The organism is Pseudoduganella lutea (genome assembly GCF_004209755.1).
In the GTDB taxonomy this organism is placed as follows: Bacteria; Pseudomonadota; Gammaproteobacteria; order Burkholderiales; family Burkholderiaceae_D; genus Rugamonas; species Rugamonas lutea.
This window is the reverse complement of record NZ_CP035913.1, coordinates 4,980,011-5,003,147: the sequence shown is the minus strand read 5'-3', so window position 1 is coordinate 5,003,147 and position 23,137 is coordinate 4,980,011. Positions and strand designations below refer to the sequence as shown.

General features: G+C 66.4%; 24 protein-coding genes and 1 pseudogene. 11 read left to right on the top strand and 14 right to left on the bottom strand.

Annotated features, from left to right (window positions below):
- Positions 1-110: 110 nt before the first annotated feature.
- Together sppA and EWM63_RS21385 are read right to left on the bottom strand one after the other, a co-directional pair.
- Complete coding sequence (sppA, locus tag EWM63_RS21390; protein ID WP_130188346.1) at positions 111-1,991, bottom strand: signal peptide peptidase SppA; 1,881 nt, start codon at positions 1,989-1,991, stop codon at positions 111-113.
- Positions 1,992-2,049: 58 nt separating this feature from the next.
- Complete coding sequence (locus EWM63_RS21385; protein ID WP_130188345.1) at positions 2,050-3,516, bottom strand: sodium:solute symporter; 1,467 nt, start codon at positions 3,514-3,516, stop codon at positions 2,050-2,052.
- 118 nt (positions 3,517-3,634) lie between these two features.
- Here EWM63_RS21385 and dgt point away from each other — a divergent pair, with 118 nt between their 5' ends.
- The 4 genes from dgt (at position 3,635) to EWM63_RS21365 (ending at position 6,597) form a co-directional block, all read left to right on the top strand.
- Positions 3,635-4,855, top strand: coding sequence for a dGTP triphosphohydrolase (dgt, locus tag EWM63_RS21380; protein WP_130188344.1), 1,221 nt, complete (start codon positions 3,635-3,637; stop codon positions 4,853-4,855).
- Complete coding sequence (locus EWM63_RS21375; protein WP_130188343.1) at positions 4,845-5,909, top strand: acyl-CoA dehydrogenase family protein; 1,065 nt, start codon at positions 4,845-4,847, stop codon at positions 5,907-5,909. The genes dgt and EWM63_RS21375 overlap by 11 nt, the downstream gene beginning before the upstream one ends.
- A gap of 19 nt (positions 5,910-5,928) precedes the next feature.
- On the top strand, positions 5,929-6,255 hold the full coding sequence (locus EWM63_RS21370; protein ID WP_130188342.1) for a DUF3861 domain-containing protein: 327 nt from the start codon (positions 5,929-5,931) through the stop codon (positions 6,253-6,255).
- A 114-nt stretch (positions 6,256-6,369) separates the two neighbouring features.
- Positions 6,370-6,597 carry a DUF3820 family protein gene (locus EWM63_RS21365; protein WP_130188341.1) on the top strand — a complete coding sequence of 76 codons (228 nt, stop codon included), beginning with the start codon at positions 6,370-6,372 and terminating at the stop codon, positions 6,595-6,597.
- Between the two features lie 225 nt (positions 6,598-6,822).
- On the opposite strand, the gene EWM63_RS21360 is transcribed toward EWM63_RS21365, so the two are convergent.
- On the bottom strand, positions 6,823-7,224 hold the full coding sequence (locus EWM63_RS21360; protein ID WP_130190521.1) for a PPC domain-containing DNA-binding protein: 402 nt from the start codon (positions 7,222-7,224) through the stop codon (positions 6,823-6,825).
- A gap of 279 nt (positions 7,225-7,503) precedes the next feature.
- Here EWM63_RS21360 and EWM63_RS21355 point away from each other — a divergent pair, with 279 nt between their 5' ends.
- On the top strand, positions 7,504-7,860 hold the full coding sequence (locus EWM63_RS21355) for a KGG domain-containing protein (protein ID WP_130188340.1): 357 nt from the start codon (positions 7,504-7,506) through the stop codon (positions 7,858-7,860).
- Between the two features lie 158 nt (positions 7,861-8,018).
- Here the strand turns inward: EWM63_RS21355 and EWM63_RS21350 are convergent, their stop codons facing one another.
- From EWM63_RS21350 to EWM63_RS21340, 4 genes are all read right to left on the bottom strand, one after another.
- Positions 8,019-8,927, bottom strand: coding sequence for a DMT family transporter (locus EWM63_RS21350; RefSeq protein WP_130188339.1), 909 nt, complete (start codon positions 8,925-8,927; stop codon positions 8,019-8,021).
- Between the two features lie 127 nt (positions 8,928-9,054).
- The gene (locus EWM63_RS21345) at positions 9,055-11,238 is read right to left on the bottom strand and encodes a putative bifunctional diguanylate cyclase/phosphodiesterase (protein WP_130188338.1); all 2,184 of its coding nucleotides are present in this window, start codon (positions 11,236-11,238) and stop codon (positions 9,055-9,057) included.
- A complete protein-coding gene (locus tag EWM63_RS31850; protein ID WP_165390884.1) occupies positions 11,231-11,371 on the bottom strand; it encodes a hypothetical protein in 141 nt (46 codons plus the stop codon). The genes EWM63_RS21345 and EWM63_RS31850 overlap by 8 nt, the downstream gene beginning before the upstream one ends.
- 116 nt (positions 11,372-11,487) lie before the next feature.
- The gene (locus EWM63_RS21340; protein ID WP_130188337.1) at positions 11,488-12,408 is read right to left on the bottom strand and encodes a LysR substrate-binding domain-containing protein; all 921 of its coding nucleotides are present in this window, start codon (positions 12,406-12,408) and stop codon (positions 11,488-11,490) included.
- A gap of 140 nt (positions 12,409-12,548) precedes the next feature.
- Between EWM63_RS21340 and EWM63_RS21335 the strand changes: the two genes are divergently transcribed.
- The 6 genes from EWM63_RS21335 (at position 12,549) to EWM63_RS21310 (ending at position 19,433) form a co-directional block, all read left to right on the top strand.
- A complete protein-coding gene (locus EWM63_RS21335; RefSeq protein WP_130188336.1) occupies positions 12,549-13,250 on the top strand; it encodes a pirin family protein in 702 nt (233 codons plus the stop codon).
- Positions 13,251-13,457: 207 nt separating this feature from the next.
- A complete protein-coding gene (ribA, locus tag EWM63_RS21330) occupies positions 13,458-14,114 on the top strand; it encodes a GTP cyclohydrolase II (RefSeq protein ID WP_130188335.1) in 657 nt (218 codons plus the stop codon).
- Positions 14,115-14,226: 112 nt separating this feature from the next.
- Positions 14,227-15,657, top strand: a complete 1,431-nt coding sequence (locus EWM63_RS21325) for a S1 family peptidase (protein WP_130188334.1) — start codon at positions 14,227-14,229, stop codon at positions 15,655-15,657.
- Positions 15,654-16,634 carry an FHA domain-containing protein gene (locus tag EWM63_RS21320; RefSeq protein WP_130188333.1) on the top strand — a complete coding sequence of 327 codons (981 nt, stop codon included), beginning with the start codon at positions 15,654-15,656 and terminating at the stop codon, positions 16,632-16,634. The genes EWM63_RS21325 and EWM63_RS21320 overlap by 4 nt, the downstream gene beginning before the upstream one ends.
- A gap of 16 nt (positions 16,635-16,650) precedes the next feature.
- Positions 16,651-17,259, top strand: coding sequence for a biliverdin-producing heme oxygenase (locus EWM63_RS21315; RefSeq protein ID WP_130188332.1), 609 nt, complete (start codon positions 16,651-16,653; stop codon positions 17,257-17,259).
- Complete coding sequence (locus EWM63_RS21310) at positions 17,256-19,433, top strand: ATP-binding protein (RefSeq protein ID WP_130188331.1); 2,178 nt, start codon at positions 17,256-17,258, stop codon at positions 19,431-19,433. Before EWM63_RS21315 ends, EWM63_RS21310 begins: the two co-directional genes overlap by 4 nt.
- Before the next feature lie 16 nt (positions 19,434-19,449).
- On the opposite strand, the pseudogene EWM63_RS21305 reads toward EWM63_RS21310, so the two are convergent.
- The 7 genes and pseudogenes from EWM63_RS21305 to EWM63_RS21275 all read right to left on the bottom strand — a co-directional run bounded on the left by EWM63_RS21305 (position 19,450) and on the right by EWM63_RS21275 (position 23,135).
- Positions 19,450-19,853 (bottom strand): annotated as a pseudogene (locus EWM63_RS21305) (VOC family protein).
- Between the two features lie 22 nt (positions 19,854-19,875).
- A complete protein-coding gene (locus EWM63_RS21300) occupies positions 19,876-20,190 on the bottom strand; it encodes a hypothetical protein (RefSeq protein ID WP_229487411.1) in 315 nt (104 codons plus the stop codon).
- Positions 20,187-20,681, bottom strand: coding sequence for a 2-C-methyl-D-erythritol 2,4-cyclodiphosphate synthase (ispF, locus tag EWM63_RS21295; RefSeq protein WP_130188330.1), 495 nt, complete (start codon positions 20,679-20,681; stop codon positions 20,187-20,189). Before ispF ends, EWM63_RS21300 begins: the two co-directional genes overlap by 4 nt.
- Positions 20,678-21,367 (bottom strand): 2-C-methyl-D-erythritol 4-phosphate cytidylyltransferase, encoded by a 690-nt coding sequence (ispD, locus tag EWM63_RS21290; RefSeq protein ID WP_130188329.1) that lies wholly within the window; start codon positions 21,365-21,367, stop codon positions 20,678-20,680. The genes ispF and ispD overlap by 4 nt, the downstream gene beginning before the upstream one ends.
- 88 nt (positions 21,368-21,455) lie before the next feature.
- On the bottom strand, positions 21,456-22,166 hold the full coding sequence (locus tag EWM63_RS21285) for a hypothetical protein (RefSeq protein WP_229487410.1): 711 nt from the start codon (positions 22,164-22,166) through the stop codon (positions 21,456-21,458).
- Between the two features lie 2 nt (positions 22,167-22,168).
- Entirely contained in the window at positions 22,169-22,732 is a 564-nt protein-coding gene (locus tag EWM63_RS21280; RefSeq protein ID WP_130188328.1) for an NUDIX domain-containing protein, read from the bottom strand.
- An 85-nt stretch (positions 22,733-22,817) separates the two neighbouring features.
- Positions 22,818-23,135, bottom strand: coding sequence for a DUF2818 family protein (locus tag EWM63_RS21275; protein WP_130188327.1), 318 nt, complete (start codon positions 23,133-23,135; stop codon positions 22,818-22,820).
- Between the last annotated feature and the right edge of the window lie 2 nt (positions 23,136-23,137).

The window sequence follows — 23,137 nt, the reverse complement described above, 5'->3', positions numbered from 1 at the left end:
GCCGCCCGTTATCGAGCCACTGCGCCAGGCGCGGCTGCGCACCGGCCGAACCGATGAAAGACCGCACGTCGCGAGTCGATCGCCGGCGGCCGCGCCACCACATTACCGCGTCACTCCGGCACCCCGCACATGCAGTGCGTCAGCGCCATGAATGGCTTTTTCTTCGCCGTCATGTCGTTCAGCCAGTTCAGCTCCCTGGCGACATGGCCGGCCACGCCGGCGGGGATGCCGGCTGGCGCCAGCACCGAGCCGACTTGCCGTGCGACGGCGGCGTCGATCACGTCGCCGATGGCCTGCGGGGCGCCGAAGAAGTCGAGCAGCTTGTCGAAGCGCGTGGTTTCGCGCTCGATGTACACGATGCGTGGGTCAGCACCCAGCTTGGCGCGGCGCGCGGCGGAGCGTACCGCGTCGTTGAAGCTGCCCAGCGTGTCGACCAGGCCGCGCTCCTGCGCCTGGGCCCCCGTCCACACCCTGCCCTGCGCCACGGCGTCGATCTTTTCCGGTGTGCTCTTGCGGGCTTGCGCGGCCTTCGTCGTGAATTCCGCATACACGTTGTTGATCGATGATTGCAGCAGCTGGCCGAAGCGCGGGTCCATCGGGCGCGTGGGGTTGCCGGCGTCGCCCAGCCACGTGGTGGGCTGGCCCGCGGTGTGGATGCCCAGCTTGTCCATCACCTTGTCCACGGTGGGGAACAGCGCGAACACGCCGATCGAGCCCGTGATCGTCGATGCGTCGGCGATCACCTCGTCGGACGACATCGAGATCCAGTAGCCGCCCGATGCGGCCAGGTTGCCCATCGAGACGACCACCGGCTTGCCGGCCGCGCGCGTCAGTTCCAGTTCGCGGCGGATCAGTTCCGAACCGAACGCGCTGCCGCCCGGCGAATCGACGCGCAGCACGATGGCCTTGATGTTCTCGTCCTCGCGCGCCATGCGGATCAGGTTCGACGTGGACAGGCCGCCGATCGCGCCCGGCGCGGCGATGCCGTCACCGATTTCGCCGACCGCCATCACCACGCCGACGGCGTCGCCGGCGATGTGCTGCGGCAGGCGCGCCAGGTAGTCATCGAAGGCGACCTGGCGGAACGACTTGTTCTGCGCATCGGGCACGCCGCGCTCCAGCACCAGCTTGCGGATCTCGTCGCGCGTCTTCAGGCCATCCACCAGTTTCACGCCGAGCGCCATCTTCGCCAGGTTGCCGTCGTGCCGTTCCAGCAGGGCCGGCAGGTTCTCGATGCCTTGCGCGATCGTGCCGGCTTGCAGCTTGCGGGCCTTTTCCACGTCCTGCAGGTAGCGGTTCCACAGGTCGTTGTTCAGGTAGGCTTCCGCTTCGGCGGCGGCCGGCGACGGACCGTTGGCCACCAGCGGCTCGGCCGCGCTCTTGAAATTGCCGACCTTCAGCAGGTTGACCGTCACGCCCAGCTTGTCCAGCGCATCGCGGTAGTAGGTGCGGTACTTGCCGTAGCCATCGAGGATCACGGTGCCCATCGGGTGCAGGTAGACTTCGCTGGCATGGGCCGCGATCTGGTACTGGCTCTGGTTGTAGTTCGACCCCCAGGCCACGACCTTCTTGCCGGTGGCGCGGAAGCGGTCGATGGCGGCCGCGATCTCGCGCTGCATCGCCGGGCCGCCGCCTTCCATCTCGTCCACCAGCAGCACGGCGCCGCCGATGTCCGGGTCGCGCCCCGCGTTGTCCAGCACCCGCAGCACGTCGCGCAGCTGGATATAGCGGCGCACGTTCTCGTCGCCGAGATTGGCCAGCGCGGCCAGTTTGGCGCCACCGGGCGCCTGCTCGACCAGCTGGCCGTTCAGGTTCAGCACCAGCATCGTCTTCTCACCCAGCGGCTTGACGCCGCCGCCGAAGATTGCATACAGCAAGGCGATGACGATCACGAGGAAAATCAGGTTCATCACGGCACGGCGGCTGGCATCGATGAAGCGCCACACGCGGCCAATACCACCACGGACGTAGGAAAACACGGATCGGGACACGGGCAACTCCGGGGATTAAAGTTGATAATTTGGTTTAGTACTGTATTACGTGACTGTATCAGTTTGCGGCGCCCGGCGCGCCACGTCTTCCGGGTGAGGAAACCAGCCACAGCCCCGCGAACACAAACAGGCCGTTGACGAGCAGCAGCTCCAGCCCCAGCCTGTAAGTGCCAAGGAACAGGTGCTGCCAGTGTTCCAGCAGCGCGCACAGCACCGGCCCGGCGATGACGACGGCCGGCACCAGGCGGTCGCGCACGTCGCGCCGGGTCAGCAAGCCGAAGCCGAACAGGCCCAGCAGCGGGCCATACGTGTAGCCGGCCAGCTTCAGGATCACGCCGATCATGCTGGCGCTGTCGATCCACTTGAACACCATCACGAGCAGCAGGAACAGGGCACAGAAGCCCAGGTGCACCTGGTGGCGCCGGCGCACCTGCGCGCGCTCGGACAGGCCGCGCCGCTGCAGGCCGAGCAGGTCGATGCAGAACGACGACGTGAGCGCCGTGATGGCGCCATCGGCGCTGGGAAACAGGGCCGACACGAGTGCCACGAAAAAGATCAGCTGCATCGCCGCCGGCAGGTGGTCCATCACGATCGTGGGGAACAGCCTGTCGCCGGTGGCCGTCACGCCCGCCTGCGGCGCATACAGGTGCAGCAGGCCGCCAAGGAACAGGAACAGGCCCAGCACGATGACGAGGATGAACGTGAGCAGCAGCATGTTCTTTTGCGCGCCTTGCAAGGTGCGTACGGAGATGTTCTTCTGCATCATCTCCTGGTCCATGCCCGTCATCGCGATCGTGATGAACGCGCCGGCCACGACCTGCTTCCACAGGAAGCCGGGGCTGTCGACATCGAAGTCGAACACGCGCGCCAGGCCTGCCGACTGCATTTGCGAAAGGCTGTCCATGACCGACAGGTCCAGCGTGTGCAGCAGGAACCACACGCACGTGACGAGGCCGGCCAGCATGCCGGTCGTCTGCAGCGTATCGGTCCAGACGATCGTCTTCACGCCGCCTTCATAGGTGTACAGCAGGATCAGCAGCAGGATCACGAGGTTCGTGGCCCAGAACGGCACGCCGAGGCGGTCCAGGATCGTGGCTTGCAGGATGTTGACGACCAGGTAAAGCCGCGCGGTGGCGCCCAGCGTGCGCGACACGATGAAGAACGCGGCGCCGCTCTGGTACGAGCGCCGGCCCAGCCGCACGTCGAGGTAGTGGTAGATCGACGTCAGCCTGAGCCGGTAGTACAACGGCAGCAGCACGAATGCCACGACCAGGTAGCCGATCACGTAGCCGAGCGTGATCTGCAGGTAGCCGAAGCCGTCGCGCCCGACTGCGCCGGGCACGCTAATGAAGGTGACGCCGGACAGCGTGGTGCCGACCATGCCGAAGGCGACGAGCGCCCAGTTGGAGCTCTTGTTACCGATGAAGAAACTGGCATTGTCGGCGTTGCGGGACGTGGCCCAGGCCACCGCCAGCAACAGGCCGAAATACGCGAAGATGACGAAAAACAGGATAGCCGGGGACATGCTCGGTGGTGTCAGATGTGGGTCGAAAATGTAAAGCGAAATGTGAAGCGAAAGATGAATCGGCAGCAATATACACCCGTCGGCGGGCTACAATCGGCGGTCATCACGAGGATTCGATATGTACAGTACCGCAACCAGGGAATTCGCCCGCGAGCAGGAAGCGCTGATCCTGCCGCTCGAAGTACGTGTCCATGCGCAGGCCGACGGCCGCGCCGAGGGCCGCGAGGAATGCATGCGCGACTATGCGCGCGTGCTGTATTCGGCGTCGTTTCGCCGGCTGCAGGGCAAGATGCAGCTGCTCGGCGTGGATGCCGCCAACTTCAACCGCAACCGGCTGACGCACAGCCTGGAAGTGGCGCAGATCGCCCGCTCGATCGCCGCCGACCTGGGGCTCGAACGCAGCGTTGTCGCGGAAACATGCGCACTGGCGCACGACCTGGGCAACCCGCCATTCGGGCATTACGGCGAGCGCATCCTCGATGAACTGGGCTGCGCGCATGGCGGCTTCGAAGGCAATGCCCAGGCATTCCGCATCCTGCGCACCCTCGAGAAAAAACACCATGCCTATGCCGGCCTGAATCTCACCGTGCGCACGCTGGCCGGCATCACCAAGTACTTCTACCGCCGTGCCGACAATCCCAGGAAATTCCTGTACGACGAGGATTTCCATTTCCTGTCCGGTGAACTGGCCCGGCATGGGCTGTCGCTGCGCAAGACCATCGATGCGCAGATCATGGATTTGTCCGACGAGATCGCGTATGCCGCGCACGACCTGGAAGATGCGATGAGCTTCGGCATCATCACGTGGGGCGAGATCCTGCATGAATTCCGCATCAGCCGCGATTTCGCCGACGCATTCGAACCGTTCTCGCGCATCGCCCATGGCGCCCACGAGGAAGCGCTGAAAAGCGAGGCGCAGGCCAGCTCCGAGGAATATTCGATCGTGCTGCGCAAGGAAATGACGTCGCAGATCGTGCACGAGCTGTGCCGCGACATCGCCGTGGTCGACGGTCCGCACGGCCCCGAGCTGGGCTACCGCGCGATGGGCCCGCTGGCGCGCGGGTTGAAAACCCTGCTGTGGAAGGCGATCCTGCGCAAGAAGGATGTGCAGCTGTATGAAAAACGCGGCGAGAAAATCCTCCGCGGCCTGTTCGAGGTGCTGACCGACCGCAACTACAACCGCGACAACGTACTGCTGCCGCCGGAACTGCGCTGCCTGAAGGACACGCGCGAGCGGCTGGTGCTCGACTACCTCGCCGGCATGATGGACGTGAACGCGGCCGCCGAATATGAAAAATACTTCGGCAAGGGCAGCTTGGAGCGCATCTATGGCGGGTGATGGAACAGTTTCAGCGGATCCGTGGCGCGAGGCCGAGCTGGCAGGCTTCCTGCTGCCGGATCAGCAGGCGCACATCCATGAGCGGGGCTGGCTGAAGATGCTGGCGCCGCGCGCCGCGGGCGGTGCCGAGTTGCCGCTGCCGGAGGTGGTGCGGCTGGAAGAGGCCATCGCGGCCACCGATGGCAGCCTGGGCTGGGTCGTCACGCTGTGCGCGGGTGCCGGCTGGTTTGCCGGCTTCCTGCCCCCTGCCCTGGCGCGCGACATCATGGCGATGCCGGGCGCCTGCCTGGCCGGCAGCGGGGCCCCGACCGGCTTTGCCGATATCGACGGCGACGATTTCCTCATCACCGGCCGCTGGGATTACGCCAGCGGCGCACCAATGGCCAGCCATTTCACGTTGAACGCCGTGCTGCGCGAGCGTGGCGAAGTGCTGCGCGACGGGCATGGCAAGCCACGCATCCGCGCCTTCGTCGTGCCGGCCCGGCAGGTGGCGCGGGAGGCTTCGTGGCAGGCGATCGGCATGCGTGCGTCGGCGTCGCATGCGTACCGGATCGACGGCGCCCGCGTGCCGGCCAGCCATGGCTTCACCATCGATGCCGCCCACGCCACGGCCGATGGCCCGCTTTATCGCTTCCCGTTCATGGCGCTTGCCTATGTAACCCTGGCGGCCAACCTGCTCGGCATGGCCGGCCATTTCGTGGCGCTGGCCGGGGACCTCGTCGCGGCGCGGCGCCAGCACGGCACCGGCGTGCCGCTGATCGAGGTGCCGACGGTGGCGGCGCGGCTGGCGCGAACACGCGAAGAACTGGCGGCCGATCGGGCGGCGCTGTATGCCGCGCTCGACAGCGCCTGGGCCGCGGTGGTCCGGCACACGGTACCGGACGAAGTCCTGCTGCAGCGGGTATCCTTGCAACTGGTGGACACCTGCCGCCGGGCCGTCGATGGCCTGTATCCGTACTGCGGCCTGCAGGCGGCGCGGGAAGATGCCGCCATCAACCGTGTCTGGCGCGATTTCCATACCGCCACGCAGCATGCGCTGCTGCTGCCGGACTGAACTCAATCGGGGAGAAAGCATGAAGCAGCACCGCTACCGCATCACCGTCGAACATGTGCAGGACCCGGGTGGCAATCCCGTCACGCGCGCCCCACTGGTATTCGACACGGGCAACCATGACGACATCTTTGCCATCGTCGAGCGCATGCGCGGCCGCGGCGATTTCGATCCGGACACCGCCACGTCGTTTGCCGTGGGCCTGAAGCTGTTCTCCGAAGTGCTGCTGGAAAACCGCGATCATCCGCTGTTCGCCGAGTTCCAGCCGCACTTCAAGCAATTCATGAAGCAGCTGAAGAAAGGGCCTGCCCAGCTGGGCGATCCCGCTGCCGACCCGGAAACGCCCTGATCAAGGCGCAGCTTCGGCTTTCCGGCGATGAGCTCGCCCTTTTGCAAGCCTTTCTTGCAAATGTCGTGCAACCCGGCCAGTGCCTGCTGATGCCAATGCAACAATACCCCGACCATGAATAGCGAAGCCCTTACCCTGCTCCTCGTTCGCGAGATGCCCTATGGAAAATACAAAGGCCGCAAGCTTGCCGACCTGCCCGGCCATTATCTGGGCTGGCTTGCCGGCGCCGGGTTTCCAAAGGGCGAGCTGGGCGCGCTGCTGGCGCTGATGTACGAGCTCGACCATAACGACTTGCGCAGCCTGCTCGATCCGCTGCGGAGCGCCAAACCGACCACCCGCTGACAGGCGCCGCAGGCAATACGGCATCCGGTCCGGGCCCCACCTCCGACGCAACTGACGAGGCCGTGTCCACCATGGGGTCAACCCCGTTTTCGGACACGGCCTCGGCGCTAGAATGCTTCTGCTGACCGTATCAGTGCCGCGTTCGTGTCCGGTTTCGAGCCTGGCCCCATGGTGGACACGTGCTCGGCCGTCGTGGCGACTGCGAGGGCGGGACGCGGTATCCGGCTACGGAGCGCAGCGCGCACCCGCGATGACCAGTTCCGGATACCCCGTCGCCGGATCCATTTCACGGGAAAAGACGTGGCCAGGCAGCACCGCCGCCAGCAGCTCCACCGTCGTGCGCACGATACAGCCTGGCGCGACATGGCCGCCAACTACGCGGCCTTCGGCGTCGGCGATTGTCATGTGCAGGTGGGCGCCGGCCGGTGACACGGAACCGGCCAGCGTGAGGATCTCGATGTCGCCCGTCATCTCATCGGCTTGCGGGCGGCCGGCGAAGCGCAGGCGCGCGACCGATAGCGAGCCGATCGCCTGCAATACAAACGCGGCGCCCTGCCCCTGGAAGGCCTGTTCGATGGCGCTGCGCAAATCGTCGCCGGGACACAGCCGTAATGGTTGCGCCCGCATTGCAAGGCTTGCCGGCCCGGCGGGCGGCAAGGTGGAAAACGCCAGTGTTGCGGTGATGGTCATAGGATTCCGCCAAGGCTATGAATGTTACATTTTCAAATTGCTGTGTTACTTTTATATGGGGCTTTGTCCTACAAGGCACAGTCGTGACCTCTTATAAAAACGTCCATCCGATGCGCCTAAGATGAGCGCTCCTTTACACGACTTGCACGCGATTTTGGGCGTGAACACAGGTTTCGTAAAGGATGTGCAATGTTCATCACGATCAAGGAGAGAACCATGGCATCATCGAACCAAGGCAACAACCAGGGCGGCAACAAAGGCAGCAAGCAAAGCGGCGATACCAGCAACCGCGGCTTCGCCTCCATGGATCCGCAGCGCCAGCGCGAAATCGCCTCGGAAGGTGGCCGCGCAGCGCATGCTTCCGGCAATGCGCATGAGTTCACCTCGGAAGAGGCACGCAAGGCCGGCAGCATGAGCCACAAGAACGATGGCAACCGCCAGAGCGGCAGCCAGGGCTCCAGCGGTGGTGGCAATCAGGGCAATCAGGGCTCGAGCGGCGGCGGTACCCGCGGCGGCACGCCCGAGCAGCACGCCCAGGCCGGCCGGCAGAGCCACAAGAACGACAAGGGCTGATTGCGCCCTGTCCCCCGCGCCCAGGCGCACTTTCCGGCCATTCGGAAACAACGAAAGCCGCCCTTCCGGGCGGCTTTCCCCGTTGGCGCCATGAGGTTGGCGCCATGAGGTTGGCGCCATGAGGTTGGCGCCATGAGGTTGGCGCCATGAGGTTGGTGCTAGCCGCCGAGCCTGCGGGGTGAATCGCACCATCCCGGCAGTTTGAGCAGGCCCATCGTGAGCGCGCAGCCGGCCAGGATCACGCCACAGCACAGGGCCATCCGCAACGTGAACGGCTCGCCCAGGAACAGGCCGCCCCACAGCACGCCGAATGCCGGGATCAGGAACAGCGCGCTCATCGCCCGGCTGGCGCCGAGGCGCGCGATCAACCCATAGAACAGCACGTACGCGAACGTGGTGCACAGCGCGCACAGCGCCAGCAATGCGGACCAGGCATGCGCGGACGGCATTGCCCGCGGCCAGCTCACCATCATCGGCAACGCCAGCAGCACGGCGGCGGCAACCTGGCTGCCGCCGGCCACGGCCAGCGGTGCCACATGGGCCAGGTAACGCCTGGTGAAATTGCCGGTGAACCCGTACAGCATCGTCGCCGCCAGGCAGGCCAGCGTTGCCGCAAGCGTCTGCCAAAGCTCGCCATCACCAAGGTGCACCTTGTCGGCCACCAGCAGTACGACGCCGCCGAAGCCGGTCGCCAGCCCGACCATGCGCTGCACGGTCAATGCTTCGCCGAGCCAGATGGCGCCGACCAGCGCGGCGAACAGCGGCGTGGTCGACGACAGGATCGACGACAGCCCGGCCGGGATCGCCAGCGCGGCGAAATTAAACAGGAGAAAAGGCAGCGCGACGTTGGTCACGCCTACCAGCAGGATGCCCTTCCAGTGACGCAGCGTTTCGCCGCCGAGGCCGCGCCATAGCAGCAGCGGCAGCATCATCAGCGAGGCCAGGGTCGCCCGCGCGCCCGCCATCGCCACGGGGCCGAACGCTGGCGCGGCAATCCGTATGAAAAGATAGGAAGCGCCCCAGATCGCCGCCACCAGCACCAGCTGGCCCAGGTCGGCGCGCTTCATGGCCGTGCTCCCCGGCGTCTGCGGCGGAACATGGCGGGATGGACAATGGTGGCAGCAGGCATGGTTCCCTCGTTTTTGTCGAGGGACCATTGTCGCCGTGCCACTGGCTCCGTCCAAGAGCCAGTCTTCAGCAATCCGGTGGAGCCAGCGCGAGGCACTGTCCCCCGCGCAGCATACGCTCGAAATCGGCGGCGGGCACGGGCTGGCTGAACAGGTAGCCCTGCAACTGGTCGCAGCCCAGCTCGCGCAGGAAGGTCATCTGCTCCATCGTTTCAACGCCTTCGGCCACGATTTCCTGGCGCAGCTGCTGCGCCATCGTGACGATCGCGCGCGCGATGGCGCAGTCGTTTTCCTCGTGCGGCAGGCCGACGACGAAGGCCCGGTCGATCTTGAGCGTGCTGATCGGGAATTTCTTCAGGTAGGCCAGGCTCGAGTAACCGGTACCGAAGTCGTCCAGCGCCAGTGCCAGCCCCATCGCCACCAGCTCGTTCATGATCGCGATGACGGTGTCGGCGCCCCGCACCAGGAGGCTCTCCGTAATCTCCAGCATGATCTGGCCGGGATGCACCTGGTGGCGTTCCAGTACCGCGGCCATGCGCTGCGGCAGGCCGCGGTCGAACTGCCGTGCCGACAGGTTGACGGCAACGGGCGGCATGGCCACGCCCGCATCGCGCCACCGGGCGATCTGCCGGCAGGCTTCCTCGATCACCCAGTTGCCGAGCGCCATGATGGACCCGGTCTCCTCGGCCACGGGAATGAACACGCCGGGCGACACCAGGCCGCGCACCGGATGCCGCCAGCGCAGCAGCGCCTCGGCGCCGACGATGCGGCCGCTGCGCAGGCTCACCTTCGGCTGGTAGTACAGCAGTAGTTCGCCGTTGCCCGGCGCGTCGCGCAGTTCGCTTTCGATGCGCAGGTGTTCCCTGACACGCTGGTTCATCTCTTCGGAAAAGAACAGCAGCGCCGGTTCCGTGCTGGTGCCGGCGCGCGTGGCGGCCACGTCTGCGCCGCGCAGCAGCGCACCCGGTTCGTGCGCATCCTCGGGCCAGACGGCGATGCCGACGTGGGTGCCGACCTGCAGCAAATGCTGGCCGACCGCGATCGGTGCGGCCAGCACCTCGGTGACCTTGTGCGCCACCAGCGCGGCATGCTCGCGCCGTTCGATGCGCGGCAGGCCGATGGCGAACTTGCCGCCACCCAGCCGCGCCAGGATGTCGCCCTCGCGCAGCCGCGAGCGCAGCAGCTTGCCCGCCTCGACCAGCAGCGCGTTACTGATCTCGTGGCCCAGCGTGTCGGTGATGGCACCCAGTCGCGTGATCTCGACGACCAGCAGTGCGCCGCTGTCGCGGTTGCGCCGCGCCGCGGCCATCGCCTGTCCCAGCAACTGCATCAGCAGGGCCTGGTTTGGCAGTCCGGTCAGCGCGTCGTAGCTGGTCAGGCGCTGCATGCGCGCCTCCGCATCCTTGTGCACGCTGATGTCGGTCAGTAGCGCGAACACATGGCTGATGCGGCCGGTCCCGTCGCGCACGGCGCTGACGACCGCTGTCTGCGGAAACGGCTCGCCGTTCTTGCGGTGCCCCGTGAGCTCGCCGCGCCACGGCGCGGCGCCGGCCTGCGCGGCCTGCACGAGCGACCGGAAACGCCAATCGTTGGTACCGCAGCGCAGCAGGTCCGGCGTCTGGCCGATCGCATCGGCCCGCGTATAGCCGGTGATGCGCGTGAACGCGCCATTGACCGACACGATCCGCTCGTTCGCATCGATGACCACCACGCCCTGGTCAGTCTCGTCGATGATGCGGGCATGCAGGCTGGCTTTCCCGGCCACCGACATGCCCTCCTCGACCGGGGCCAGTCGCACGTGCATGCCGGCTGCGTCGCCGGCCGCATCCTTGACCGGCGTGATCGACAGCCGCACCCGAAGCGTGTCGCCGGATCTGCGGCGGCGGCGTACTTCGGTGCTTGCCCGGTCGTGCTCCACGACGAGCTCGGCGATGCCCCCCTGATCGTCGTCCGGGTACAGGAACAGCACGTGCTGCCCGATCGCTTCAGCGGCCGTGTAGCCGAACAGCTCTCCGGCACCGGCGTTCCAGCCGGTGACATACCCGGCAAGGTCGAGTTCCATTGCCGCGTCGGCCACTCCGGCCACTTCGGCCGCTTCGGCTGCTTCGGCCAATTGTGCCGGGCCGCGCCGCGCAGACAGCCCGCCCAGTTCTTCTTCCAGCCGGTCGAGCGTTGCCGCCAGCGCCGGCCCCCGCTGTGAACGGGCCACGCGGCATAGGGCCAGGCAACGGGCGATCGCCATGTCAGCCATGGCAATGGCCCGCCACATCGCCGGTGACGGCCGACAGCGCGGCGGCGCCGGCGCACCGGCCGCCGCGCGTGGACAGCAGGCCGGTCGATACGCCATCGCGGTCGGCAAGCAGGTGCAGGAATGTCGTGGCCATGTTGGATCTCCGGGATGGAGATCCGGATGGTAGCCCGAATTTATTGGCCAGAGTCAATAGTTACCACGGGCCACCTTACTCCGACTGAATTCTTGACGCAGCGCAAAGAAGCGCCATCAGGTCGTGGGCAAGTGACGACACATGCGGTCGAACAGTGTGCCAGCGCGCAGCCGCGCCAGCCACCACTGCAGCGCGGCGCCCGTTTCCCCGGTACGCCAGGCCAGGTAGAACGTTTCATCCGGCTTTGGTTCTTCCACCTGCTTTTCCACCAGCAGCCCGGCGGCGATCGCGGCACGGGCGCATGGCTCGGGGAGGAAGCCGAAGCCCAGGCCGGCAACCTGGTATTGCACCTTGGATGCCATGTCCGGCACCGTCAGCGTATCCTGCCCCAGCAACAGGCCGACCGTGCGGGGTGCCATCTGCCGCGCCGAATCGGCCATCGCCACGGCACGGTGCTGCTGCAGGTGCGTGCGGCCCAGCGGGCCTTCGACGGCTGCCAGCGGATGGGAAGGCGCCACCGCGAATACCCATCCCAGCGTGCCAATCGGCTCGGACACATAACCGCCACCTGCCGGGCCGTCGCCGGGCGCGCCGATGACCAGGTCGACGCGCCGGTCGAGCAGCGCTTCCCAGGTGCCCGACAGCGCCTCGCGCACGATGCGCAGGCGGGTCTGCTGCGCGACGTCATAGAAGGCACGGATATCGTCGCCGAAGGCGAGGCTGGAAAACATGGAATCGTGGCCGATCGCCAGCTCGGTCTCCCAGCCGGATGCCACGCGGCGCACGCGGTGCTCGAGGTCCTGCGCGGCACGCAGCAGGTAGCGACCTTCCTTCAGCAGTTCGCGGCCCGCTTTCGTCAACTCCACTTTTGGGCCGTTGCGCTCGAACACCTGCACCCCGAGATCATCCTCGAGCTTGCTCACCGTGTACGAAATGGTCGAAGGCACGCGGTGCAATTCCTTGCCGGCGGCTGAAAACGAGCCCCGGCGGTCGATCGCATCGACGATTTGAAGGGCTTCCAGGCTGAGTCTGAGCATGTTCGAATTTTTCGATAATAGAGCAGTAAATTTTCCGTTTTTTTAATCGTTTGGAGAAGCCTATACTCATTTCATCCGAGCTGAGAACACAAGAAAAACGGTGTTCGAAACGATCGCAAACAACATTCAAGGAGCATATCATGCAAGAAGTCCGTCGCAGCGAAGAACGCGGTGCCGCCAACCACGGCTGGCTCGATTCCCGTCACACCTTCTCGTTCGGCCATTACCACGATCCGCGCCACATGGGCTTTGGCCCGCTGCTGGTGATCAACGAGGACAAGGTAATGCCGGGCCAGGGCTTCGGCACCCACGGCCACCGCGACATGGAGATCATCTCCTACGTGCTGGAAGGCGCGCTGGAACACAAGGACAGCATGGGCAACGGCAGCGTGCTGCGCTATGGCGACGTGCAGCGCATGACGGCCGGCACCGGTGTGCGGCACAGCGAGTTCAACCACTCGGACACCGAACGCGTGCACTTCCTGCAGATCTGGGTCCAGCCGTCGGCAACCGGTATCGCCCCGGGCTACGAGGAAAAGCACTTCTCGCCGGAGAGCAAGCAGGGCAAGCTGCGCCTGATCGCCTCCCCCGACGGCCGGGATGGCTCGGTGACGATCCACCAGGATGCGCGGATCTACGCGACGATCCTGAACGAGGCCGACAGCGTGACCCATGCGCTGGATGACGAGCGCGCCAGCTACGTGCACGTCATCCGCGGCACGGTGAGCGTCAACGGCACCGCGCTCAAGGGCGGCGACGCGCTGAAGCTCACCCGCGAAACGCAGGTGACGCTGGACAAGGCCGAAGCGGCCGAGGTGCTGGTGTTCGACCTGCCGGCCTGATAACGGCCCAGTCCGTGTCCACCTTGGGGTCAACCCTTTTTTCGGACACGAGCTCGGCCGTGGCATATCGGCAATGGCCGAGCCCGTGTCCACTTTTGGGCCTGACCCCATGGTGGACACGGGCTCGGCCATAGGGTGCCTCTGCCGAAACCACAATTTTTGTTATGATGAAGGGCTTATACGTACCCGAATGAAAAGAGCATAGCCATGCAGCCCGTTGCTGAACTCCCTGTCGATCCCGCCGATCTCGAATACGTCACCTCGTGCGCCCTGCCCACGCCGTGGGCGGAATTCACGCTGCACGCGTTCATCGAGCATTCGACCGGCAAGGAGCACCTGGCGATGGTGCTGGGCGATATCGGTAACGGCGCGCCCGTGCTGGCGCGCGTGCACAGCGAGTGCCTGACCGGCGACGTGCTGTTCTCCCAGCGCTGCGATTGCGGTGCCCAGCTCGAGGGCGCGCTGCAGCGCATCGCGGCCGAGGGCCGCGGCGTGCTGCTTTACCTGCGCCAGGAGGGCCGCGGCATCGGTCTGCTGAACAAGATGCGTGCCTACCGGCTGCAGGAAGCGGGCGCCGATACGGTGCAGGCCAACGAGCAGCTGGGCTTCAAGCCGGACCAGCGCAGCTATGGCCTGGTGGCGCCGATGCTGCACCAGTTCGGCGTGCAGAGCCTGCGCCTCATGACGAACAACCCGCGCAAGATCGCGGCCATGGAAAAGATGGGCGTGCCCGTCGCGGAACGCGTGCCGCTGCTGGTCAATCGCAACGTCTTCAACCAGCATTACCTGAACACGAAGGCGCTGAAGCTGGGGCACATGATGTCGCCCGTCGTCGCCACCGCCACCAGCGACGGCGAACAGTAGATACGCCACGTATTTTCAGAAGTAAGCAAACGTAACGGCGGCCTCGCTGCCGCTCCCCGGCCGGGGTTCCTGAGGTACACTCTTCGTTGTCGAAAAGTAGTTCAGGAACTGCATGAAACCTACCCGGCTTGCCGCAAGCGTTCAACTCGCGATCACCGTGACCTGGGGTGCCGCCGCGCTGGCCGCGCCTGTTCCCCCATCCTCGCCGTCGAATCAGCAAGGCATGCCGGCGCCGCCCACCGCGCCGGCACCCCGGCGCGTTCCCGAGCAGGATGCCCAGGGCGAGCCGGCGCCGCTGCCCACGCCCTCCTCCGCCGCCCAGAAACTGTATGCCGCCGCCAAGGCCGACCTGCTGCAGGTGCGTTCGCTGCTGAAAAGCGGCCGCACGCAATCCTCGGTCGGCTCCGGCTTTTTGGTCGGCACGTCGAACCTGGTGCTGACGAATTACCACGTGGTGTCGCAGTTTGCCCTCGATCCGGAAACGTACACGGGCGAATGGGTCGACACGGCGGGACAGCGCGGCAACATCGAACTGCTGGCGGTCGACGTGCTGCACGACCTGGCGGTGGTGCGCGTGAACCGCTACGGCACCGGCTTCTTCAAGGTGCCCGAGGAACCGGTGCGCCTCACGCAGGGGCAGTACCTGTACTCGCTCGGCAACCCGCTCGACCTGGGCTTTGCCATTTCGGAAGGCGCGTTCAACGGCGTCATTTCACGCAGCTTCTATGACCAGCTGATGTTCACCGGCCCGATCAACTCGGGCATGAGCGGCGGTCCCAGCGTGACGGCGGCCGGCGAAGTGGCGGGGGTCAATGTGGCCAAGCGCCTCGATGGCGAACTGGTCAGCTTTCTCGTGCCGATCCGCTACGCGCAGCGGCTGCTGAAACAGGTCACGGACAGGATGGCCGCCAAGGGCGCGGCGCCAAAGGATTTCACGGCGATCGTCACGCAGCAGCTGCTGGCGCACCAGAAGGCCATGGTCGACCACCTGCTGGCCGGCCCACTCACGAAGAAGACGATGGGCCCCTACGAGGTGCCGGTGCGCGAAACGGAGCAGATGCGCTGCTGGGGCAACTCCAGCGCGCAGGCCACGTCGCGCGCGGAGAAACCGTTTGCCGTCGACACCACGAGCTGCGCCATGGAGTCGGCGGTGTTCGTGTCCGGTTCGCTCCAGACAGGCGCGGTCGGCATCCGCCACCAGTACCTGCGCAGCATCGGGCTCGATGCGATCCGCTTCGCCCAGCTGTCGTCCGCCTCGTTCAAGAACGAATCGTTCGGCAGCTACAAGGACAGCCGCCTGACCGGCCCGCAATGCACGGAGCAGTTCGTGACGAATGGCTCGCTGCCGATGCGCGCCGTGCTGTGCGTGCGCGCCTACCGCAAGTTCGCCGGCCTGTACGACTTTTCGCTGCTGACGGCCAGCACCGACGACGGCATGATGAACCTGCAAAGCCGGCTGGACGCGCGCGGCGTGTCCTATGACAACGGCATGCGCACCGCGCGCGCCTTTCTCGAAGCGCTGGCGCGCACGGGTGTCAAATGACGGCACCGTACTTCATCGAGATCCTGGCCCGCAATGGCGACGTGCTGTCCCGCCAGCGCTTCGATACGCTGCCCGTCACGCTCGGACGCGGCTACGACAACGATTTCGTGCTCGACGATGCGCACACGGCGGCCCGCCACGCCGTGCTGGAAACGGATGGCGACGGCGCCCTCGTGCTGCGCGACCTGGGCAGCCAGAACGGCATCGTGCTGCATGGCCGGCGTCAACCGGCGGTCGCGCTGGACGGCACCACGGTCGTGCGGCTGGGGCACACGCGGCTGCGCGTGCGCGACGCCGGCTTCCCGGTCGAGGCGGAAGTCACCGATACCACGATGCATGCGTGGGAAGGCGGCGCGCCGGCCATGGCCGGGATCGCGCTGATCGCGCTGTTCCTCGGGGTGGATGAAGCGCTGACCGATACGGAAGGCTTCCAGGCGATCCGCTACCTGCTGACGATCGCCACCGGCCTGGGCGCGGGCCTCGTGTGGAGCGGCGTCTGGGCGCTGGTCAACCGCCTGTTCGGCGGCCATGCGCGGCTGGGCCGGCACCTGTTCATCCTGGGCGCCGGGCTGGTGACGATCGGCGCGTGGAAGGCGCTGTCGTCGGTGCTGGCCTTCGCCTGGTCCGCCGAAGTCTTTACCCGCTACGGCAACCATGTGGCGATCCTGATCGTCTGCGGCATGGTCTACTTCCACGTGCGCACCGTGCGCCCGCACATGTCGCCCAGGCGCGTGCAGGTCGCCTGCGGCGTGCTGATGGGACTGGGTTCGGGGCTGGTCATGATGAGCAACCTGCAAACCACGGGGCGCCTGTCGGACGAACTGTACATGTCGGTCCTGTTGCCGCCGGCCGTGCGTCAGAGCCCGGACCACAGCGTCGACGATTTCATGGGTACCGCCGCGCGCCTGCGCCTGGAGGCCGACGCGGAGCGCCGGCGCGACGTACCGGACGAATCGGACGACGACGACGAGGACTGAACGGTACAATGTTTCAATGACCGTCGATCGCTCCGAAATCCTTGCCGCCCTGCGCGAAGCCACCGCCACCCGCCATGCTGAGCTGGACAGCGACATGCCGCTCGCCCGGCCGCTGCCCACGCTGCAGGACTACCGTGCCCACCTCGCACTGCTGCGCAGCTGGCTCCAGCCAATCGAATCATGGCAGGCCCGCTTTACCGACGGCCCGCAGGATGTGGCGCTGCTTGCGCCCGTGCCCCACCTGCCGCAGATCGAGGCCGACCTTGCCGACCCGGTACTGGCCGGGGGCGACGATCCGTTGCCGGCCGCGCCATGGCAAGGGCGCGACAGTGCCGCCTACCGCTGGGGCGTGTCGTACGTGATCGAAGGTTCGCGCCTGGGCGGCGCCGTGCTGTACCGGCGCCTGGCCGGCCGGCTGGCCCCGCATCCTCTGCACTACCTGCAGGCTGGCGGCGTGCCGCCCGGGCCGCGCTGGCAGCACTTCCTGCGCCTGCTGCGTGCCGCGGTGCAGGATGACGCCGCGGTCGCCGAGGCTTGCCGGGGCGCTTGCGACGCCTTCGACAGCCTGATCGCCCTGCGCCATGCCGCCAGCGATGCCGTTGCGCCGCCACGGGCCGCCGCATGAACGAACAGCCGGGCCCCCAGACGAGGCCGGCCACGCCGGTCGGCCTGGACAACTGCGCGGATGAACCGATCCATATTCCCGGCCTGATCCAGCCGCATGGCGCCCTACTGGCGTTCGCGGCCGACGGCACGCTGCGCGCCTGGAGCGCCAACACGGCCGCCCTGCTCGGCTTCGAGCCGGCCATCGGCATTCCGTACGGCGCCCTGCCGCTGGAGTCCGGCGTGACCGAGCAGTTGCGCGCCTGCCTGGAAGACGGCGCCGATTCGCCAACCGGCATCGAAACCCGCGGCAATGGCCATACGTTCGATTGCGTCGTACATGGCAACGGCACCCATGCGATCGCCGAGTTCGAATTGCGGCAGGTGGAGGCCGATGCGCTGGCCGCGTTCGCGCTGAAGGCCCATGCGGCGATCGAGCGACTGCGGCGCCAGCGCACCATCGAGGACCTGCTGCGTCACGCCGTGGAACAGGTGCGCGCCATCACCGGTTTCGACCGGGTGATGGCCTACCGCTTCCGGCACGACGACAGCGGCGACGTCATCGCCGAAGCCCGGTGCGACGACTTGAAACCGTTCCTGGGCATGCGCTATCCGGCCAGCGACATTCCCGCCCAGGCCCGCCGGCTCTACACCATCAACACGCTGCGCCTGATTGCAGACATCGGCTATACACCGGTGCCGATAGTGGGGGTGGCTGGCGACCCGCCAGTGGACTTGAGCCATTCGGTGCTGCGCAGCGTGTCGCCGATCCACGTCGAATATTTGCAGAACATGGGCGTGGGCGCGTCGATGAGTGTCTCCATCGTGATCAACGGCCGGCTGTGGGGGCTGATCGCCTGCCACCACATGGCGCCGCTGCGCGTGCCGTATGCGGTGCGCATGGCGTGCGATGTGATGGCACAAGTGCTCGGTGCGGCAGTGCTGAGCCTCGACTCGCGCGATCGGGTTGCGCTGGCGGAGCAGGCTGCGGAGGTGCGTACGCGGCTGATCGAGACACTGCTCCACGAGGACGACGTGCTGGCAGCCCTGGAGCAGCATGCGGAGGACCTCGCGGCGAAACTCGCCGCGGACGCGCTCGTATTCGCCCAGCAGGGCAAGCTGACCGCGCATGGCGTGGACGAGGAACTGGCCGCGACCATCGTGGCATCGCTGCCGCCGGATGGCGATGAAATGTTGCACCGCTACCGCCGCGACGAGTGGCCCGAGGCATTGCGCGCACGCATCGGACCCTGGGTCGGGCTGCTGGCGCTGCACTTCGATCCTGCGACGTCCGGCTGGCTGCTGGCGCTGCGCAAGGAGCAGGTCGAAACCGTGCGCTGGGCCGGCAAGCCGGACAAGATGGTGAAAACTGGCCCGCTGGGCCACCGCCTGACGCCGCGCGGCTCGTTCGACGAATGGGTGGAATCAGTACACGACAAGGCCGTGCCGTGGGAATCGGCGCGCCTGATGGTGGCCGACCAGTTGCTGGGCGAGATGCACCGCGCCAGCATGGCCCGCCATGCCGAAACGGAACGCGCACGCATGCAGCTGCTGGCAATGCTGGGCCACGACCTGCGCGATCCGCTGCAGTCGATCTCGATGGCGGCTTCCGTGCTGCAGCACGGCGCCCAGCCGCAGCAACTGGGGCAGCGCATCGAGCGCTCGTCCGGCCGCATGCAGCGGCTGATCAGCCAGGTGCTCGACATGAGCCGGCTCGACAGCGGCCTGGGCCTGGCGATGCGCAAGATCGACGTCGACCTGTCGAAGATGGCCGAAGACCTGCTCGATGAAATGCGCTTCGCCCATCCCGGCACGGTGTACCACGCCGACATCGCCGGGGATGTGCATGGCTGCGCCGACCCGGACCGCATGGCGCAGGTGATCAGCAACCTGCTCAGCAACGCCCGCCACCATGGCGCCAACGGCCAGCCCATCCTCGTGTCGCTGCATGCGGAAGGCGGCAAAGCCGTGCTCGAAGTGCGCAACGACGGCGTGCCGATCGCGCCGGAACTGGAAGCGCAGCTGTTCAACCCCTTCAAGCGGATGGCGCTGCAAAACCGTGCCAACCGCACGGGCATGGGCCTGGGGCTCTATATCGCCGAGAATATCGCCAAGGGGCACGGCGGCACCGTTACCTACCGCTACGAGGCGCCGCACGTGGTGTTCCGGGTCGCATTTCCGCTGCGGACCGACTGAAAGTCTTGGGAAACAATCAGTACGGCGGGCCCTTCAGCTCCACCGTATTGCCCTCCGGGTCGTCGATATAGATCGACGGCCCTCCCCTTCGGCGCCGTAGCGCGATTCGGCCGGCCCGTTCGCGACGCCGAAGCGGTCCAGGTGCGCGCGGATCGCCGCCTCGTCGAACGGCTCGACGCGGAAGCAGAAATGGTCGACATTCCGGGCTTCCCTGCCCGGCGGCGCCCCGCCCATGCGGCCCAGTTTCCCGTCGACGGGCACCAGGTCGACCAGCGCACTGCCCGCCCGCAGTTGCACGAGGCCGATCTCGTCCTGCCGCCGCTCGATCGCGCAGCCCAGCACATCGAGGTAGAAACGGGTCATGCGGTCCAGGTCCACCACGCGCAGTACGACGTGGTCGATGTCACGAATGCGTATCACGGTTCCCCCTGTCGACGCGATGTCAGATGCGGCCCCGCCGAAACTCGGCGAGGAATTTACTTGCCTGCGCGGTGGTCAGCACCACCACCGGATCGCCATGGTACACGTACAGGAACGGCGGCCCGCCGAGCCGGTCGGTCAGTTTCGCGTGCACGAGGAAGCGCGTGCCGACCGGGTAATCGGTGACGAAGGCCCGCGCGCATTGCACCCGCAGCAGCGGGTGGTAAGCCTGCCCCACCATCGGGCGGACGCGCACCGTGCCGCGGTCGTCGAACGATTCGACGGCCACCTCGCGGTAGGCGGACAGGTCGCGGCCCATGCTGTGCGGCCCCGTCATTCCTCGCGCAGCACGAGCAGCGCGACCGCTTCGGCATTGATGCCTTCCTCGCGGCCCAGGTAACCCATCTTCTCGTTGGTCTTTGCCTTCACGTTCACCTGGCCCGGCTCGATGCCGAGGTCGGCGGCGATATGGGCGACCATCGTGGCGATGTGCGGCGCCATCTTCGGGCGCTGGGCGATGATGGTCGCATCGACGTTGCCGATGTCATAGCCCGTTGCCTTGACCCTGTCCGCCGCGGCGCGCAGCAGCACGCGCGAATCGGCGCCCTTGAACTCGACGGCCGTGTCGGGGAAATGCCTGCCGATGTCGCCCAGCGCGGCGGCGCCGAGGATCGCGTCGGTGACGGCGTGCAGCAGCGCATCGGCATCCGAATGGCCATCCAGGCCTTTGACATGGGGAATATCGACGCCGCCAAGGATCAGCTTGCGGCCTTCGACCAGGCGATGGCTGTCGTAGCCCTGGCCAATGCGGAACGGGAGTTTTTTCATTGCGTGATATCCATCGAGAGGTACATTTCGGCGATGCGCACGTCGGCCGGCAGCGTCACCTTCAGGTTGCGCGGGTGGCCCTCGACCAGCCGCGGCGAGTAGCCCAGCAGTTCGACGGCGCTGGCGTCGTCGGTGATCGCATCGGGGTCGGGCGCTTCCTCGAGCGCCCGCCGCAGCAGTGCGCACGGGAACATCTGCGGCGTCTGGGCCAGCCACAGGCCGTCGCGCGGCGTGGTCGCAACACTGCCGCCACGGGTGCTTTTCACGGTGTCGACCACGGGCAGCGCGAGCAGGCCGCCCGCCGCTTCCGCGCCTGCTTCGGCGACCAGCTTGCCGATCATCGCGGGCGTGAGACCGGGGCGGGCCGCGTCGTGCACCAGCACGCGGTCTTGCGCACCGATCGCTTCCGCCAGCAGGCGCAGGCCGTTGCGAATCGACTCCATCCGCGTGGCACCGCCGCAGCGCAGCACCGTTACACCTTCCAGGTCGTCGGGCAGCACGTCGGCGACATAGGCATCGCCGGCACTGACGACCACGTACGTGTGCTCGATCAGCGGCGAACGCAGGAACGCCTCGACCGTATGGCGCAGCATCGGGCGGCCCAGCAGCGGCAGGTATTGTTTCGGATAGCCCACCGCCATCCGCGCTCCCACGCCGGCGGCGGGGATCAGTGCAAAGTATTTCATCAGTATCCGTGCTTGACCCCGACTGCAAAACCTGGGGTCGGACCCGTTGGGTCCGACCCTGGACCTTGCATCCGGGTTGTTACTTGTGTCACCGGCCCGCCCGCGTTTTGATCAGGATCTTCTGGATCTCGCCATTGCACGCCTTCGACAGCCGCGCATATTCGGCTGGCGCGTCGATCGCGGCCTGCACCGCCTCCACCTTCGCCATTTCGGCCTTGATGTAGGGCAGCCAGCCGGAATCGATCTCGAACGACAGCGCCGAGCGCGCCGTGCCGCTTGGCGCATAGAATGGCTTGCCGCCGAAGCGCTTCGACAGCGCGGCGGCGACCGTCTTTTCCACCTTCGGGAGGTGATCCATGTAGGCCTGCATATGCCGCATCTCGTGCGCGAGGATTTCCTTGTAGCCGCACGAACCCACGGGGAACTCGCTGCCGACATAGATCTTCACCGGCGCGTAGGTCAGCTGTACCTGCAGCTTCGGCGCGATGCATTCGTAGCCGGTGGCCGGGTCCTGCAGCATGGCGCCGTCCGCGCCGATGCGCACCATCGATTCGGTGCGCGTCAGGCCCAGCACGAATTCGTTGCGACGCGCTACGCCCTTCATCGCGGTCAGCATTTTATAGGACAGCTGGGTGTTGACCGTGTAGCCGTTCTGCTTTGCCGAAAATATCGAGACAGTCTTGGTGATCGTGTCCTCGCACCGCACCTGGAAGGCCGTGCGGGCCGGCGCGGCCTGCGTTGTCGGTGCCGCCAGGAAGGCGCACACCAGCAGCAGCGGCAACGACGCAACGCGCGACATGGTCAGTTCAGCTTCCAGTCCCCGCGCCGCAGCTTGTCGAGCCAGAATGCGCCGATGACCGTCTTCACGTCCGAGACCTCGCCCGTGCGCACCCACTCCAGCAGCTCGTCGAGCGTGGCCGTGAAGCATTCGACGAATTCGCCTTCGTCCAGCTTCACGTCGCCCGCCTTCAGGCCGCGCGCGAGGTACAGGTCCAGGTGCTCGTCGGAATAGGCGATGGCGTTGTGGATCGTGGTCACGAAATGCCATTCGGTCGCGGTGTAGCCCGTTTCCTCTTCCAGCTCGCGTTTGGCGCATTCGAGATGGTCTTCGCCCTCGTCGATTTTCCCCGCCGGGAATTCGATGAAGACTTGCGCATTCGGATAACGGAACTGGCGCTCCAGCAGGATGCGGCCATCGTCCAGCACCGGCAGGATCGCCACGGCGCCGGGGTGGCGGATGTATTCGCGGTTCGTCAGGGCGCCGTTGGGCAGGCGCACACGGTCCTTGTGGATCTTGAGGAAACCGCCGTCGTAGGCGATGCCGCCGTCGACCTTCTCTTCCTTCAGGTGAGCGTCAGTGCTCATGAAAGCTCCTGTGATCGTAAAGGCCACAGTGTAGCAGCGCAGGAAGGAAAGCGATGCCGTGATGACATCGCTCTTTACTGCTCCTTCAGTGCTTCTTCTTCAGGTAGCGGACGACGAAGCCGGGGAAGGCAAGGACGAGGAACATGCAGGCGGTGATCGCGTAGAACTCCCACGTTTGCGGGAACGCGGTACCGATGCGCCCTTCCAGCGCGCGGCCGATGCCGCCGACGATGAAGTACAGCACCGTCAGTTCGAGCAGCCGCACGATGAAGGGCTTGGAGGGAGCCTGCCCTGCTCCACCTCTCAGTGGAACGAGGGCGAGGATGCGCTCATTGATGAACGGCAGGTTGGCCAGCACCAGGGCCAGCAGGACGACCAACCATGCCGAGGCGCCGACATCCATGG